Here is a 13,717-nt window from a genome sequence, read left to right as displayed (position 1 = left end):
AGTCGCCGCCAATAGGTGATGGCCAAAGCCTTAGTTTCATCGTTGATGATCCTATATCTGGCTTCCACTGCGGCGACAGTGTTGATTTTTCAGATCGGTATTGGCTTCATGAGCGGCGACTGTGTTCAGGAACCGGTCGAGAATCGAGTTGAAGCTCTCCGGCTTTTCCCAGAAGGGCGCGTGTCCAGCCCCTTCTATTACATGCGCTTTGCCTTCGAAGAGCAACTGGATGTTCAGGCGCGAAAAATAGCTGAGTTTGACAAAGGGGTCATAAAATCCATTCACAAAAGCAATGGGTATATCAGCCTGTTCGACGGTGCGACGCTGATCCACCCCCTGCCCCCGCAACATTGCGCGAGAAAAAACGCTCCTTAGTCTCCCGTCGGCGCGCGTTATGGCATCGCGAAAGGAGGGGTTGCTCGTGTCTCCAAAGCAAAGAGACTGAAACCGCTCCACATCACGCAATGTAAAGTTCTCTTTTGATGCCAGAAGAATATCAAATGATGGATGGAATCCCCGCAGCATTCCGAGGAGACCGCTGTGGATCGGTGGCGTGCCGCACAACATCAGGCCCGAAATGCCGTTGCTGCTGCCCGCCATCTCAATCGCGACGTGACCGCCAAGCGACCATCCCAGCACGGGAAAGCGATGAAGCCCCAGGCGGGCTGCCACCTCTCCTATGCAGTCGGCAAGACCGGTGACGGTGTAAGTTGACTGCGGATCTCGAGCGTCGCTCGATTCGCCATGTCCCGGAAGATCGAGCGCAATCAGACGCCAATTCCGGGACAAATGGCTGTGTAGTTGCTGTGAAAAGACCGTCCGTGAGCTGCCCGAACCGTGTATCATAACTAGTGGTGCAGCGCCATCAATAGTGTCACTGATGCGCACAGCGCCGTGGCTGGTGTCGATTGTACAGTGAGATATGTCCATAAACTGCGACCCCTAACGCGCAGCCAAAGTCTTGCACGAAAATATCTATGGCAGGTGCATGATCATCGTAAACCAGATCTGAACCAGGTCGTGCAATCACGACACGTTTCGGTGCGGTTACGCATCAATACACAATCATTTGCCTTGGCGTTGTATACGGGTTAGGTCTGTCGCAGCAGCAATTGCAACCAACCTTTCAAGGTGGGCATCACGATGCAATTTCTTCTGGACTTTGTTATTTCGATCACCAGCCTGAGTGTCGTCGGGTTCTACGCGTGGTCGTTGCGAGGCCACTTCAACTCGCCGAAGATGGAAGCCGGAGCAAAGCTGATCACCGTCGTCGTCATCGCGACGACGGCGTTTTTCCTGTACCTGGTTTGGTCCGGGACGCAGATGCTATGGGTACAGGTAGTCGGACTGGGATTTGAAATCGGGTCGGCGGGCTTGTTCTGGTGGGCGGTGTCGGCGTCGCGAGAGGCCAGGTTGCGCTTTGTATTCACCCTCGATCACCCAGATAGTCTTGTCACCGACGGTCCCTATCGCTACCTGCGGCACCCTTTTTACACGTCCTACCTGCTCTTCTGGTCGGGGTGGGCGCTGGCATCTTGGTCGATATGGTCGATCCTGCCGGTCTTATTTTTTACGGTTGTCTACGTGATTGCAGCCCGCAACGAGGAGAGGAAATTCGCCCTATCACCGCTGGCATCCGAATATGAAGCCTATCGGCGCAAGACGGGCTTGCTGACGCCGTGGTTCGATTGGCGATAATGTCGCGACATCCGTCCCGACCGCAGCGAAATCGAATAGATCGACCGTGCACCGCAAGCAGTGAAACGTAGCAGACGGTCTTGACGGTCAGTGCAGGCTGACCGTCTTCAATTCGTCCTCGGCCGCCTTGAAGAAGGTGCTGGAACGGTTGTCCGTCAGCAGAATCGGCGTGCCGTCGGCGCCGAAGAGCGCCCAGAGATCGACGTTCGGATCGATATCCGGCGCCTCGGGGAAACACTTGGCGACCTCTTCGGTGCGCATTTTCCTGATATAGGCGACCTCGCCGTTGCCGATGTGGGCAAGCTCGGATTTGGTCAAGTGAGACGTGGCTTCTTTCATCAACATTCCTGTTCCTCCGGAAGAAGGGACCAACGGTTCGAGAAAAACCGTTGTGCTACTGTGAAACCGAAATGTTAATTTTCTTGACCATGCGCGCGGGTTCCGGCCGAATTAGATCGACCGAGAGCAAGCCGTTCTTCAGGCCGGCGCCGAGCACCTGCATGCCGTCGGCAAGAACGAAGGTGCGCTGGAACTGGCGGGCGGCGATGCCGCGATAGAGATAATCCCGCTCGCCCTGCTCCATCTGGCGGCCGCGGATGACAAGCTGGTTCTCCTCGGTGGAGACGTCGAGTTCCTCCTCACCGAAGCCGGCCACCGCAAGGGTGATGCGCAAACGTTCCGGCGCGCCGCTGTCGGCGGCAATGCGTTCGATATTGTAGGGCGGATATCCGTCGCTCGCCTTGGAAATGCGCTCCAGCGTCTTTTCCATGGCGTCGAAGCCCAGAAGCAGCGGGCTGGCGAAAGGGGTAACTCGGCTCATCTCTTTTCAAGTCCTTGATGCAAGCGACCATCCCGGACCTCAAGTGCAGCATCCGGATGGCGCTAATATGGGGAGAGAAGCCCGGCGCTGCAAGGCGCGCGCGAGCGCTCGGCGCCGCCTCGCGATTTTCAGATCCGCTCGACTTAAGACGGTCGACGCCCTCCTCCTTGCTTGACAATGCAATGGCTGCCTCGCATCAAAACATGCCCGCGCGAACTGTGCTGATTTGTGACGGGAAATGAAGAAATGCTGCATGCCGAAGCAGCGGGTATGGCGAGGAACGGAACGATCGGAATGGCAAACATCAGAAAAATCATCATCGACACGGATCCCGGCCAGGATGATGCGGCCGCCATCATGCTGGCCTTCGGCAGCCCTGATGAGCTGGAGGTGCTGGGGATCACCACGGTCGCCGGCAATGTGCCGCTTTCGCTGACCAGCCGCAATGCGCGCATCGTCTGCGAGCTCTGCGGCCGGCCGGAGACCAAGGTTTTCGCCGGTGCCGACAGGCCGATCGCGCGCAAACTGGTGACGGCGGAGCATGTGCACGGCAAGACCGGCCTCGATGGCCCCGCGCTCGCCGAGCCTACGATGGCACTGCAGCCGGTCCATTCCGTCGACTTCATCATCGAGACGCTGCGCCGCGAGGGGGAAGGCACGGTGACGCTCTGCACGCTCGGGCCGCTCACCAATATCGGCATGGCCTTCCAGAAGGCGCCCGACATCATCCCCCGCATCCGCGAACTGGTGATGATGGGCGGCGGTTTCTTCGAGGGCGGCAACATCACGCCGGCGGCCGAATTCAACATCTATGTCGATCCGGAAGCCGCCGACATCGTCTTCCGCTCGGGTGTGCCGATCGTGATGATGCCGCTCGACGTGACGCATCAATTGCTGACGCGCAAGGACCGGGTGAAGCGTATGGCCGATATCGGTACGGCGCCGGCACAGGCGATGGTCGAGATGCTGGAATTCTTCGAGCGCTTCGATATCGAGAAATACGGCTCCGACGGCGGGCCGCTGCACGATCCGACGGTGGTCGCCTATCTGTTGAAGCCGGAACTTTTCCAGGGCCGGGACTGCAATGTCGAGATCGAGGTCCGATCGGAACTCACCGTCGGCATGACCGTGGTCGACTGGTGGCATGTGACGGATCGCAAGCGGAATGCGAAGGTGATGCGCCATGTCGATGCGGACGGTTTCTTCGACCTTCTGATCGAACGCTTCGCCCGCATCTGATCTTTTGGTTTTCCTTCTCTCGCGAAGGAGAAGGAAACCGATGTCAGGCGTCCTTCTCGTCGAAGACGGAATTGGTTTCGGCTTCGACCGGCTTCGGGCCGCCCTTGGCGACACCGACCATAGCCGGGCGCAGCACGCGTTCGCCGATGGTGAAGCCTGCCTGCACGACCTGGACGACGGTATTGTTCGGCACCTCGGGGTTCGGCACCTCGAACATTGCCTGATGGAAATTCGGATCGAACTTCTGGCCGACCGGCTCCAGCTTGCGCACCCCATGGCGCTCGAGCGCCGACAGCATGGCGCGCTCGGTCATCTCCACACCCTCGATCAGCGTGGTCAGGCCGGCATCGGCCGTGGCCTTTGCCTCCGGAGTAATGGCATCCAGCGCCCGGCGCAGATTGTCGGAAACCGCGAGCATGTCGCGGGCGAAACCGGCGACGGAATAGGACTTGGCGTCCCTGACCTCGCGCTCGGTGCGGCGGCGCAGATTGTCCATCTCGGCGGCAAGGCGCAGATAGCGGTCGCGCAGCTCGCTGTTTTCGGCTTTCAGAAGCTCAAGCGGATCTGGCTGGGTGGTCTCTTCCTGCACGGTCTGGTTCTCGACGTAGGCGGCAGCGTCGGCTGCGGCATCGGCCGCAGTTGCGTCAGGTCCGTTTTTCGTCGTTTCATCGGTCATGACGGTCTCCGGTTGGTGTCTTCAGATGCGCCCGATATCGAGGTTTGACCGGAAAAAATCAAGTCTGCGTGACAAAGAAGCGTAAATTCCGCGGAGTCGCGCGCTGCGGCGTCAAAGCGGATTGCGCGAAAGGCGGGAGACGAGCTGGGCGGTGTAATCCACCATCGGCACGATGCGGGAATAATTGAGCCGCGTCGGACCAATGACGCCGACGGCGCCGACGATTCGATCATCCTCGTCGCGATAGGGCGCGACGATCAGCGACGAGCCGGACAGCGAGAAGAGCTTATTTTCCGAGCCGATGAAGATGCGCACGCCCGAACCGCTTTCGGCCAGATTGAGAATCTCGATCAGGCTGTCCTTCTTTTCGAGATCGTCGAACAGCATGCGCAGCCGGTCGAGATCCTCGGCGCCGCCAAGCCCTTCGAGCAGGTTGGCGCGGCCGCGAATGATCAGCTGGGCTGGCTTACCCTCATCAGGGCTGCCGGCCCAGACGGCGATGCCCCGCTCGACGAGATCGCGCGACAGCGCATCGAGCTCGTGGCGGACATCGTCCTTCAGCAGGCTTAACTGCTTGCGCAGTTCCGGCAGGGTCTGACCGGACATGTGCGCATTGAGGAAATTCGCCGCCTCCGTCAGCTGCGAGGAGGTGACGCCGGCCGGCAGTTCGATGATGCGGTTTTCCACCTGGTCGTGATCGCCGACGAGCACGGCGAGCGCCTTTGTCGGCTCCAGCCGGATGAACTCGACATGCTTCAGCACCGGATCGCTCTTCGAGGTGATGACGAGGCCGGCGCCGCGCGAAATGCCTGACAGCATGCGGCTGGCTTCATTCATCATCGATTCCACCGGATTGCCGCCGCTTTCGGCCCGCACCTGGCGATCGATGCTGGCCCTCTCCTCGGCGGATAGATCGCCGACCTGCATGAAGGCATCGACGAAGAAGCGCAGGCCGATCTGGGTCGGCAGCCGGCCGGCGCTGACATGCGGTGAATAGATCAGGCCAAGCTCTTCGAGATCGCTCATGACGTTGCGCACCGAGGCCGGCGACAGCGACATCGGCAGCAGGCGCGACAGATTGCGCGAGCCGAGCGGTTCGCCGCTTTCCAGATACCCTTCGACGATGCGGCGAAAGATTTCCCGGGAGCGCTCGTCCAGCACAGCAACGGCATCCGAAACCGACGTCGACCTGATGCCCATGAACCTCTCGAACCCACACTGATGATGCTTTCGAAAATATAGTCAAACTCGCCCCCGTGGCAAAAGGGAATTTGCAAATGAGCGCCGCCAATCGTAGAAGCGGTCAGCAACTCCAGGAGATAAGAATGCGGCCTTCAGGCAGAAAAACCGACCAGATGCGCAAGGTCTCGTTCGAGCGCAACTTTTCCAAGCATGCGGAAGGCTCCTGCCTGGTCAAGTTCGGCGATACGCACGTGCTCTGCACCGCAAGCCTCGAGGACAAGACGCCGCCGTGGCTGCGCAATACCGGCAAGGGCTGGGTGACGGCCGAATACGGTATGCTGCCGCGGGCGACCGGCGAACGCATGAAGCGCGAGGCCGCTGCCGGCAAGCAGGGCGGCCGCACCCAGGAAATCCAGCGGCTGATCGGCCGGTCGCTGCGCGCCGTCGTCGATCTGCAGGCGCTCGGCGAACGGCAGATCACGCTCGACTGCGATGTCATCCAGGCCGATGGCGGCACGCGGACCGCGTCGATCACCGGCGGCTGGATCGCGCTCTACGATTGCCTTAAATGGATGGAAAGCCGCAACATGATCAAAGTCGAACGGGTCCTCAAGGATCATGTCGCCGCCATCTCTTGCGGCGTCTTCGCCAACCAGGCGGTGATCGATCTCGACTACCTCGAGGATTCCTCGGCCGAGACCGATGCCAATTTCGTCATGACCGGCGCCGGCGGCATCGTCGAGATCCAGGGCACGGCCGAAGGCACGCCGTTTACCGAGGAGGAATTCACCTCGCTGATGGGTCTTGCCAAGAACGGCATCGGCGAACTCGTCGCCCTGCAGAAACAGGCGATTGCGGGATGAACCCCATGCTGGAAGGCATGCTGGAAACGGCCCTCTATGCGCGCGATCTTGATCAGGCCGAGGTCTTCTACAAAGACGTGCTCGGCCTTGAAAAGATCAGCCGTGCGGCCAATCGGCATGTCTTCTTCCGCTGTGGCCCCGGCGTGCTGCTGATCTTCAACCCAGCGGAAACAGTAAAGCCGCCGGCGTCCAATGCACTGCAGGTGCCGCCGCACGGCACGAGCGGCGAGGGCCATGCCTGCTTCCGTGTCTCCGGCCGCAATATCGATGCGATGGCCGAACGGCTGAAGGCGGCAGGTGTGACAATCGAATCCGAGGTGCATTGGCCGAACGGCGGCCGCTCGATCTATTTTCGCGATCCGGCCGGCAATAGCCTGGAATGCGCGGAGGCCAAAATCTGGGGCATCGAACAGGATATCTGAATGCGCAAGCTTGAAACGAAGACCATCGTCGTCGCCAGCCACAATGCCGGCAAGATCCGCGAGATCCAGGAACTGATCGGGCCGCTCGGCTTCACCGCCAAATCGGCCGCCGAGCTGAATTTCGTCGAGCCCGACGAAACCGGCACCAGCTTCGAGGAGAATGCGACAATCAAGGCGGTCGCCTCCGCCAATGCCGCCGGCATGCCGGCGCTGTCTGACGATTCCGGGCTGGTGGTCGACGCGCTCGGCGGTGATCCCGGCGTCTACACCGCCAATTGGGCGGAAAGAGCCGACGGCACGCGCGATTTCGACATGGCGATGGCCAAGGTGGAAAAGGCGCTGCAGGATGCAGGCGCCACGACGCCTGAGCAGCGCACCGCGCGTTTCGTCAGCGTTCTCTGCCTCGCCTGGCCGGACGGGCATACCGAACTCTTCCGCGGCGAAGTGGAAGGCAATGTCGTCTGGCCGCCGCGCGGCACCCAGGGCTTCGGCTACGATCCGGTCTTCCAGCCGGAGGGCTACGGCGTTACCTTCGGCGAGATGAGCGGCGAGGAAAAACACGGCTGGAATATCGGCAAGCCGCAGGCGCTGTCGCACCGGGCGCGCGCCTTCAAACTCTTTGTCGAAACCTGCCTGGAGGCATAAGGTCACCACGTGGACAATTTCGACATGCCAGGCTCCCCGCGCGATGCGGCGCTGCTGCCCGATACCGGCGAGCCCGGCTTCGGCGTCTATGCCCATTGGCCCTTCTGCGCGGCGAAGTGTCCCTATTGCGACTTCAACAGCCATGTGCGCCACCAGCCGGTGGATCAGGAGCGGTTTGCCGCCGCCTTCCTGAAGGAGATGGCGGCGGTGCGGGCAATCAGCGGGCCGAAGACCGTGACGAGCATCTTCCTCGGCGGCGGCACGCCCTCGCTGATGAAGCCGGAAACCGTCGACGCCATTCTCCAGGGTATTGCCCGGCACTGGCACGTGCCCGATGGTATCGAGATCACCATGGAGGCCAATCCTTCCAGCGTCGAGGCCGAGCGCTTCCGCGGTTACCGGGCAGCCGGCGTCAATCGCGTGTCGCTCGGCGTGCAGGCGCTGAACGACCGGGACCTGAAATTTCTCGGCCGGCTGCATGACGTCGCCGATGCGCTGAAGGCGATCCGGCTGGCGCGCGACATTTTTCCGCGCATGTCCTTCGATCTCATCTATGCCCGGCCCGACCAGACGGTCGAGGAATGGGAAAGCGAGCTGAAGCAGGCGATCTCCTATGCGGTCGACCATCTGTCGCTCTATCAGCTGACCATCGAGGAAGGCACGCCGTTCTACGGCCTGCACAAGGCGGGCAAGCTGATCGTGCCGGATGGCGAGCGATCGGCTGTGCTCTACGAGGCGACGCAGGAGATTACCGCGCGTGAGGGCATGCCCGCCTACGAGGTCTCCAACCACGCCCGGCCGGGTGCGGAAAGCCGGCACAATCTGACCTACTGGCGTTACGGCGATTATGCCGGCATCGGCCCGGGCGCGCACGGCCGGCTGACACGCGGCCGCGAAAAAATTGCGACGGCGACCGAGCGCAAGCCGGAAGCCTGGCTCGAGATGGTCGAGCGGGACGGGCACGGCATTCTCGACGAGGAACGGCTCGGCTATGAGGAACAGTCCGACGAACTGCTGCTGATGGGGCTGCGGCTGCGCGAAGGTGTCGATCTCGCCCGCTGGCAGCAGCTTTCCGGCCGCGAGCTCGACCCGAAGCGCGAGGAGTTTCTGCTCGAACACAAATTCATCGAGCGGATCGGCAATTCACGGCTGCGCTGCACACCAGCGGGCATGCTGATCCTCGATTCGGTCGTCGCCGATCTCGCCTGCTGATATCAGGACAATGAATTGTTTCCAGCGCGGCGGCGATGTCGCCATCCGCGCTGGAAAGCATGCTCACTTGTGGCTGGTGGCGTCCGCCTTGAACAGGCTTCCGGTCGGCGTCTTCAAGAACATCTCCAGCGGAATATGCTCCTGGTGCAGGAAACCGGTCGCCGGCAGCAGCCCGTCGCGGACCATCTCGATGACGGCGACGACCGAAGCCGAGGTCGTCCAGGCGATCGCCGTGCGGCGGGCGCCGGCAATCTCGATCGGATAATAGGCGCGCACGAATTCCTTGCGGCGCAGGCTGCCGTTCTCCGTCCCCTCGGCGGCGACATGGACATAGACGACATCATCTTCAACAGGCGGCTTGGCGTTGGTCAGGATCTCGCCGGCGAGCTTACGCTTGTCGCGCATCAGCAGCTCATGGAAGAAGAAGTTCATCAGCTCCATATGGCCGGGGTAGCGCATGGTCTTGTAGTCGAGATTGTCGATCTTGGCGAGCATGGTGTCGCACATGGTGCCAAGACCGCCTGAGGTGGTGAAGGCTTCGAGCTTGACGCCACCGACATAGACCGTCTCATGCCATTCCATCGGCGAGACCAGCTTGCGCACACCGCCCTCAATGACCTCGCAATCATTCAGATATTCGTTGACGACGCCCTCCGGCGACCAGTTGAAGGCATAACCGAGAAGGCCGGTCGGATGCTGCGGCAGGGCGCCGACGCGCATGCGGATCGAGCGGCAGCGATCGAAGCCGTCGGCAAGGCTTGCGCCGACGATGCCGACGAAGCCCGGCGCCAGGCCGCATTGCGGCGCCATCAGGCCGCGGGCCGTCTTCGACAGTTCGATGATGAAATTGGTGGTGGGAACGTCTTCGGTCAGATCGAAATAATGGATGCCGGCAAGATGGGCGGCACGGGCCAGTTCGATGTTCAGATGGTAGGGAAGGCAGGAGAGCACCGCCTCGACAGTGGAGAGCAGTTCGCCAATCACCTGAGCGTCGGAAATATCGCCGGTGCGGCACCGGAAGGGCAGATCGCCCAGCGGCAATTGCGCATCGACGCCGATGACCTCGAAGCCGCCTTCATGCAACAGCGTCGCCGCCAGCCGTCCGACCTTGCCCAGGCCGAGAACGGCAATCTTCTTGAAACTCATGCATATCCTCCCACGCGCCGGGTTCGGCGCTTTCGTTTTTTTCCGATGCGCGCCGCTTCAAATCGGACATGCACGGGATGGGCGGAGGTATAGAATAAAAAGCTTATAAATGAAAACGGCCGGAATCGCTCCCGGCCGTCGAATGTCCTCGGAAATCCACCAATTATTCGTTGATCAGCCGCTTCAGCAGCTCGATTTCGTGCGAAAGCTTGGTGTCTCCCGAAATCAGCTCCTCGATCTTACGCACGGCATGCAGCACGGTCGTGTGATCACGCCCGCCGAAGCGGCGGCCGATCTCGGGGAAGGAGCGCGGCGTCAGGGTCTTCGACAGATACATGGCGATCTGGCGCGGCTTGACGATGACGCGGGTGCGGCGATTGGAGACCAGTTCCTGGCGCGAGACATTGTAATGCCGGGCGACGATGCGCTGGATATCCTCGATGCGCACGCGGCGCGGCTCGCCGGAACCGACGAGATGGGCGAGCAGTTCGTCGACACGCTCGATCGACAGGTTCGGCTCGAAGGAGCGGCGGAAGATCAGCTGGTTGAAGGCGCCTTCAAGTTCGCGGCCGCTGGCCGTGATGTTGCGGGCGACGTGCTGGAGCAGATCGGCCGGAATTTCCAGCGACGGATCCTCCTGACGGGCGGCCGCAAGGCGCCGCTTGAGGATTTCGAGACGCATTTCGTAATCCGGTGCGTCGAGTTCGATCGCCACACCGCCCTGCAGGCGCGAGCGGACGCGGGGATCGAGCGATTCCAGCTCCCAGGGCGCGCGGTCGGCGGCGACGACGACCTGCTTGGCGCTGTCGAGCAGCATGTTGAGGAGATGACAGAATTCGTGCTGGATCATCTTGCCCTGCAGGAACTGCATGTCGTCGATGATCAGCAGGTCGATGTTGCGCAGCGAATCCTTCAGCGTCAGCGCGTCGTTGTCGCGGATCGCCGTGGCGAAGCGCCACATGAAATATTCCGCAGTGAGATAGACGACGCGCAGAGCTCGCGGGTTCTGCACCGCCGCATTGGCGATCGCCTGCAGCAGGTGGGTCTTGCCGAGCCCGACGGTCGAATGGACGAAGAGCGGATTGAAGCGCACGGCGCCGGAACCCGCCTCGGCGATCGTCTTGGCAGCCGCAAGCGCGACGCGGTTCGAGCTGCCTTCCACGAAGGTGTCGAAGGTGAAACGGCTATCGAGCGGCGAGCCGAAGAGCGGCGACCCCAGGCTTGCCGGCCTTGTGGCGGCAACAGCCGAAACCGTCTGCTGGACGGCCTGGCTGGCCGGTTGGGCGCTTGCCGGGCGGCGCATCTGAGTTGGAGCGGGCTCGGGCTGGACCACCTCGTCGACAGTCTTCATGCCGCTGCGCGTTGCCGTGCGCACCAGAATTTCGATCTTGAGAATTTCCGGATCTTCGGCCTGGAACAGACCGGTGATGAGATCGAGATAACGATTGTTGATCCACGACTTCAGAAATGTCGTGGGAACCGAAAGGCGAACGACGCTCTTCGATACCGAATGCAGCTTCAACCTGGCAAACCAGCTGGCATAGACGTCGGGACCGACCTGGGCCTTCAAGCGCGCGCTGACGCGCTCAAACAAGATGCTCTGCTTCATTTCCGCCTTTACTTCCCCCATTTCCAGGCGAATGGAGCCGAACGCCTGCGGTGCCGCATCTCCATTGTCGTGCCCGCCTGCCGTCATCGTATTGATCTGCATAGTGCCGCCTTTCAATTCCACCGGGCGGCCTCCGCTAAACAGCCGCCCGAGCATTCCCCGTCTTTGACGGGCTGGCGGCATCCTCATGAAGCCGCTCGCCTGCCGGTTCACTCAAACACTGCCCCCGAAGGGACCGGCGCAGAACTCCGGTGCAGGTACCGCGGTCATGCGGCAACCTTCATCGGCGTTCCGTGCCAGGCTGGCGATCGATCCTCGTTTTCGGCCGACCAGCCCGAACGCAATATTACTATCCCCTATCCCGCAGCCTCACGTTAAACGTGTGGTTGCCATAGGCACAAAACATCCCTGCCCCGTAACAGCCACGTTACGGCTCAAATCCGTCAAGTGCTTGAAAAAACGGAAGCGCAAAGCCCCGTCACAAATGACACAAACTCATCGCCCTGCCGACGTGGCAGTTAAGACCGAGCCTCTGCAGGTGATGTCCGCGCCCTTTGTTGGAAGCCATTTAGGCAGGATCAAATGGCAAGATCAACGATGAATTTTACGCAAAATTAAGATGCGGCCATTGACTCCGCCCGCCCTTTTCGGGCGTCACACTAGCGTCAAAAAAGAATCGCTTTTGAATCAAGGAGATTCCCCGTTCGGGCTATTTTGACACGCAAAGAAAGAAAAAAAATAAAAATCTTCTTGACTCGCCCAGGGTCGCCGGAGCGCAGGCCAGAGTCGCGCAGCGCGAAAGCATCCTTGCGCAAGCCATTGTTTTTTAAAGACTTTTCCTGTCATGGCCCTGACACGAAACAGTCGTGTGATTAACCATGAAGACGCCGATCGGCGGAATCGAAAAAGCCCGGTAAAATTACCGGGCTAATCATAACGAGGAGATCGTTAATGGAAGATTACGCGGTCGCGGAGACCGAAAGAGCCTTCACACGAGCGGCCAGGCGCGAGACCTTGCGCGATGCCGTGTTCGAGTGCAGCACTCCCTTGCTGGCGGCGCGAGCAAGCTCCGGCTGAACGGCCAGGAAAGCGGCCCTCGCCTTGTCGGCGTCACCGGATGCGATAGCCTCTTCGACCTGGCGAACGAAAGTGCGAACGCGCGAGCGACGAGCCTTATTGACGTCGGTACGGCGGGCGATCTTGCGGGTCGCTTTTTTCGCCGAAGTTGTATTGGCCATGGATGCCTCTCTCAAGAATTCGAACAAACTCCGCCATCACCGCGGGCCCTGCGGCCACCAAATCCAGCAATGCGGGAGCAATCGCGGAAAACCAGAGCGGCTTTCCGAACCGTGGGCGGGCATATAACCCTAAAGCCGGCCCACGTCAACGCGGATTTTCAAGCTTTCCCACGGCAAGCGCCGAAAAGCATTCAACGGTGCTTAAAGGCAGGTTTGCGCTTCTCGACAAAGGCCGCCATGCCTTCTTTCTGATCATCGGTGGCAAAGAGACTGTGAAACAGGCGGCGCTCGAAGCGGAGCCCCTCATCCAGCGTCGTCTCGAAGGCACGGTTGACCGCCTCCTTGGCCATCATCACCGAGGGCTGCGATAGCGAGGCAATCTTTTCCGCTGCGGCAAGCGCCTCGTCGAGAAGACGCTCGGGCGCCACCACACGCGAAACGAGTCCGGATCGTTCGGCTTCCGCCGCATCCATCATCCGGCCAGTCAGGACAAGATCCATCGCCTTCGCCTTGCCGACGGCGCGCGTCAGCCGCTGCGAGCCGCCCATGCCGGGGATGACGCCGAGGGTGATTTCCGGCTGGCCGAATTTCGCTGTCTCCGAGGCGATGATGAAATCGCACATCATGGCCAGTTCGCAGCCGCCGCCGAGGGCAAAGCCGCTGACGGCGGCGATGACCGGCTTGCGCGCCTTGGCGATGTCGTCCCAGCCGCTGATGAAATCACTCTTATAGATGTCGGCGAACTGGAGCGACTGCATCTCCTTGATATCGGCGCCGGCGGCAAAGGCGCGTTCGGAGCCGGTGATGACGATCGCGCTGATCGCCTCGTCGGCATGGAAGGCGGCGTAGGCCGCCTTCAATTCCTTGAGGACGGTGGAATTCAATGCATTCAGCGCCTGCGGGCGGTTCAGCGTGACGAGGCCGACATTGCCTCGGGTTTCGACGATCAGGGTTTCGTAAGCCATGC

The 13,717-nt window shown here is 60.9% G+C and carries 15 protein-coding genes; 6 read left to right on the top strand and 9 right to left on the bottom strand.

Annotation, left to right across the window (positions count from 1 at the left end; translation table 11 throughout):
* Positions 1–51: 51 nt before the first annotated feature.
* On the bottom strand, positions 52–930 hold the full coding sequence (locus J2J99_RS02050; protein ID WP_168295313.1) for an alpha/beta fold hydrolase: 879 nt from the start codon (positions 928–930) through the stop codon (positions 52–54).
* A 213-nt stretch (positions 931–1,143) separates the two neighbouring features.
* Between J2J99_RS02050 and J2J99_RS02045 the strand changes: the two genes are divergently transcribed.
* Positions 1,144–1,698 (top strand): methyltransferase family protein, encoded by a 555-nt coding sequence (locus J2J99_RS02045; protein WP_064800432.1) that lies wholly within the window; start codon positions 1,144–1,146, stop codon positions 1,696–1,698.
* 87 nt (positions 1,699–1,785) lie between these two features.
* On the opposite strand, the gene J2J99_RS02040 is transcribed toward J2J99_RS02045, so the two are convergent.
* Together J2J99_RS02040 and J2J99_RS02035 are read right to left on the bottom strand one after the other, a co-directional pair.
* Positions 1,786–2,043 carry a BQ00720 family protein gene (locus J2J99_RS02040; protein WP_008524631.1) on the bottom strand — a complete coding sequence of 86 codons (258 nt, stop codon included), beginning with the start codon at positions 2,041–2,043 and terminating at the stop codon, positions 1,786–1,788.
* A 49-nt stretch (positions 2,044–2,092) separates the two neighbouring features.
* Positions 2,093–2,518, bottom strand: a complete 426-nt coding sequence (locus J2J99_RS02035) for an Hsp20 family protein (protein ID WP_168295314.1) — start codon at positions 2,516–2,518, stop codon at positions 2,093–2,095.
* Between the two features lie 294 nt (positions 2,519–2,812).
* On the opposite strand from J2J99_RS02035, the gene J2J99_RS02030 reads away from it, so the two are divergent.
* Positions 2,813–3,757 carry a nucleoside hydrolase gene (locus tag J2J99_RS02030; protein ID WP_168295315.1) on the top strand — a complete coding sequence of 315 codons (945 nt, stop codon included), beginning with the start codon at positions 2,813–2,815 and terminating at the stop codon, positions 3,755–3,757.
* 43 nt (positions 3,758–3,800) lie between these two features.
* Here J2J99_RS02030 and grpE read toward each other — a convergent pair whose 3' ends face one another.
* Both grpE and hrcA read right to left on the bottom strand, forming a co-directional pair.
* Positions 3,801–4,433, bottom strand: coding sequence for a nucleotide exchange factor GrpE (gene grpE, locus J2J99_RS02025; RefSeq protein ID WP_168295316.1), 633 nt, complete (start codon positions 4,431–4,433; stop codon positions 3,801–3,803).
* Between the two features lie 111 nt (positions 4,434–4,544).
* Positions 4,545–5,633 carry a heat-inducible transcriptional repressor HrcA gene (hrcA, locus tag J2J99_RS02020; RefSeq protein ID WP_168295317.1) on the bottom strand — a complete coding sequence of 363 codons (1,089 nt, stop codon included), beginning with the start codon at positions 5,631–5,633 and terminating at the stop codon, positions 4,545–4,547.
* A 125-nt stretch (positions 5,634–5,758) separates the two neighbouring features.
* Here hrcA and rph point away from each other — a divergent pair, with 125 nt between their 5' ends.
* The 4 genes from rph to hemW are packed head-to-tail and all read left to right on the top strand — an operon-like array spanning position 5,759 to position 8,757.
* Positions 5,759–6,478 carry a ribonuclease PH gene (rph, locus tag J2J99_RS02015; RefSeq protein WP_168295318.1) on the top strand — a complete coding sequence of 240 codons (720 nt, stop codon included), beginning with the start codon at positions 5,759–5,761 and terminating at the stop codon, positions 6,476–6,478.
* Positions 6,475–6,900, top strand: a complete 426-nt coding sequence (locus J2J99_RS02010) for a VOC family protein (protein ID WP_168295319.1) — start codon at positions 6,475–6,477, stop codon at positions 6,898–6,900. Before rph ends, J2J99_RS02010 begins: the two co-directional genes overlap by 4 nt.
* Entirely contained in the window at positions 6,901–7,545 is a 645-nt protein-coding gene (gene rdgB / locus J2J99_RS02005; protein WP_168295320.1) for an RdgB/HAM1 family non-canonical purine NTP pyrophosphatase, read from the top strand.
* 9 nt (positions 7,546–7,554) lie between these two features.
* Positions 7,555–8,757 (top strand): radical SAM family heme chaperone HemW, encoded by a 1,203-nt coding sequence (hemW, locus tag J2J99_RS02000; RefSeq protein WP_168295322.1) that lies wholly within the window; start codon positions 7,555–7,557, stop codon positions 8,755–8,757.
* Positions 8,758–8,820: 63 nt separating this feature from the next.
* Here the strand turns inward: hemW and J2J99_RS01995 are convergent, their stop codons facing one another.
* The 4 genes from J2J99_RS01995 to J2J99_RS01980 all read right to left on the bottom strand — a co-directional run bounded on the left by J2J99_RS01995 (position 8,821) and on the right by J2J99_RS01980 (position 13,715).
* Positions 8,821–9,903 carry a saccharopine dehydrogenase family protein gene (locus J2J99_RS01995; RefSeq protein ID WP_168295324.1) on the bottom strand — a complete coding sequence of 361 codons (1,083 nt, stop codon included), beginning with the start codon at positions 9,901–9,903 and terminating at the stop codon, positions 8,821–8,823.
* Positions 9,904–10,066: 163 nt separating this feature from the next.
* Positions 10,067–11,614, bottom strand: a complete 1,548-nt coding sequence (dnaA, locus tag J2J99_RS01990) for a chromosomal replication initiator protein DnaA (RefSeq protein WP_168295491.1) — start codon at positions 11,612–11,614, stop codon at positions 10,067–10,069.
* An 857-nt stretch (positions 11,615–12,471) separates the two neighbouring features.
* A complete protein-coding gene (gene rpsT / locus J2J99_RS01985) occupies positions 12,472–12,750 on the bottom strand; it encodes a 30S ribosomal protein S20 (RefSeq protein WP_168295326.1) in 279 nt (92 codons plus the stop codon).
* Between the two features lie 191 nt (positions 12,751–12,941).
* Complete coding sequence (locus J2J99_RS01980) at positions 12,942–13,715, bottom strand: enoyl-CoA hydratase (RefSeq protein WP_168295327.1); 774 nt, start codon at positions 13,713–13,715, stop codon at positions 12,942–12,944.
* Positions 13,716–13,717: the final 2 nt, after the last annotated feature.

Origin of the sequence: Rhizobium binae, from assembly GCF_017357225.1 — a bacterium.
Classification (GTDB): domain Bacteria; phylum Pseudomonadota; class Alphaproteobacteria; order Rhizobiales; family Rhizobiaceae; genus Rhizobium; species Rhizobium binae.
Note: the sequence above shows the minus strand (reverse complement) of the source record. Positions and strands in the feature narration are given on the sequence as shown.

Excerpts from the sequence above, each read along its gene's own strand:
- J2J99_RS01995 (WP_168295324.1), bottom strand. The coding sequence starts at position 9,903 with ATGAGTTTCAAGAAGATTGCCGTTCTCGGCCTGGGCAAGGTCGGACGG.
- J2J99_RS02035 (WP_168295314.1), bottom strand. The coding sequence starts at position 2,518 with ATGAGCCGAGTTACCCCTTTCGCCAGCCCGCTGCTTCTGGGCTTCGAC.
- J2J99_RS02050 (WP_168295313.1), bottom strand. The coding sequence starts at position 930 with ATGGACATATCTCACTGTACAATCGACACCAGCCACGGCGCTGTGCGC.
- hrcA (WP_168295317.1), bottom strand. The coding sequence starts at position 5,633 with ATGGGCATCAGGTCGACGTCGGTTTCGGATGCCGTTGCTGTGCTGGAC.
- J2J99_RS02010 (WP_168295319.1), top strand. The coding sequence starts at position 6,475 with ATGAACCCCATGCTGGAAGGCATGCTGGAAACGGCCCTCTATGCGCGC.
- J2J99_RS02040 (WP_008524631.1), bottom strand. The coding sequence starts at position 2,043 with ATGTTGATGAAAGAAGCCACGTCTCACTTGACCAAATCCGAGCTTGCC.
- J2J99_RS01980 (WP_168295327.1), bottom strand. The coding sequence starts at position 13,715 with ATGGCTTACGAAACCCTGATCGTCGAAACCCGAGGCAATGTCGGCCTC.
- J2J99_RS02045 (WP_064800432.1), top strand. The coding sequence starts at position 1,144 with ATGCAATTTCTTCTGGACTTTGTTATTTCGATCACCAGCCTGAGTGTC.
- dnaA (WP_168295491.1), bottom strand. The coding sequence starts at position 11,614 with ATGCAGATCAATACGATGACGGCAGGCGGGCACGACAATGGAGATGCG.
- grpE (WP_168295316.1), bottom strand. The coding sequence starts at position 4,433 with ATGACCGATGAAACGACGAAAAACGGACCTGACGCAACTGCGGCCGAT.
- rdgB (WP_168295320.1), top strand. The coding sequence starts at position 6,901 with ATGCGCAAGCTTGAAACGAAGACCATCGTCGTCGCCAGCCACAATGCC.
- rpsT (WP_168295326.1), bottom strand. The coding sequence starts at position 12,750 with ATGGCCAATACAACTTCGGCGAAAAAAGCGACCCGCAAGATCGCCCGC.
- rph (WP_168295318.1), top strand. The coding sequence starts at position 5,759 with ATGCGGCCTTCAGGCAGAAAAACCGACCAGATGCGCAAGGTCTCGTTC.
- J2J99_RS02030 (WP_168295315.1), top strand. The coding sequence starts at position 2,813 with ATGGCAAACATCAGAAAAATCATCATCGACACGGATCCCGGCCAGGAT.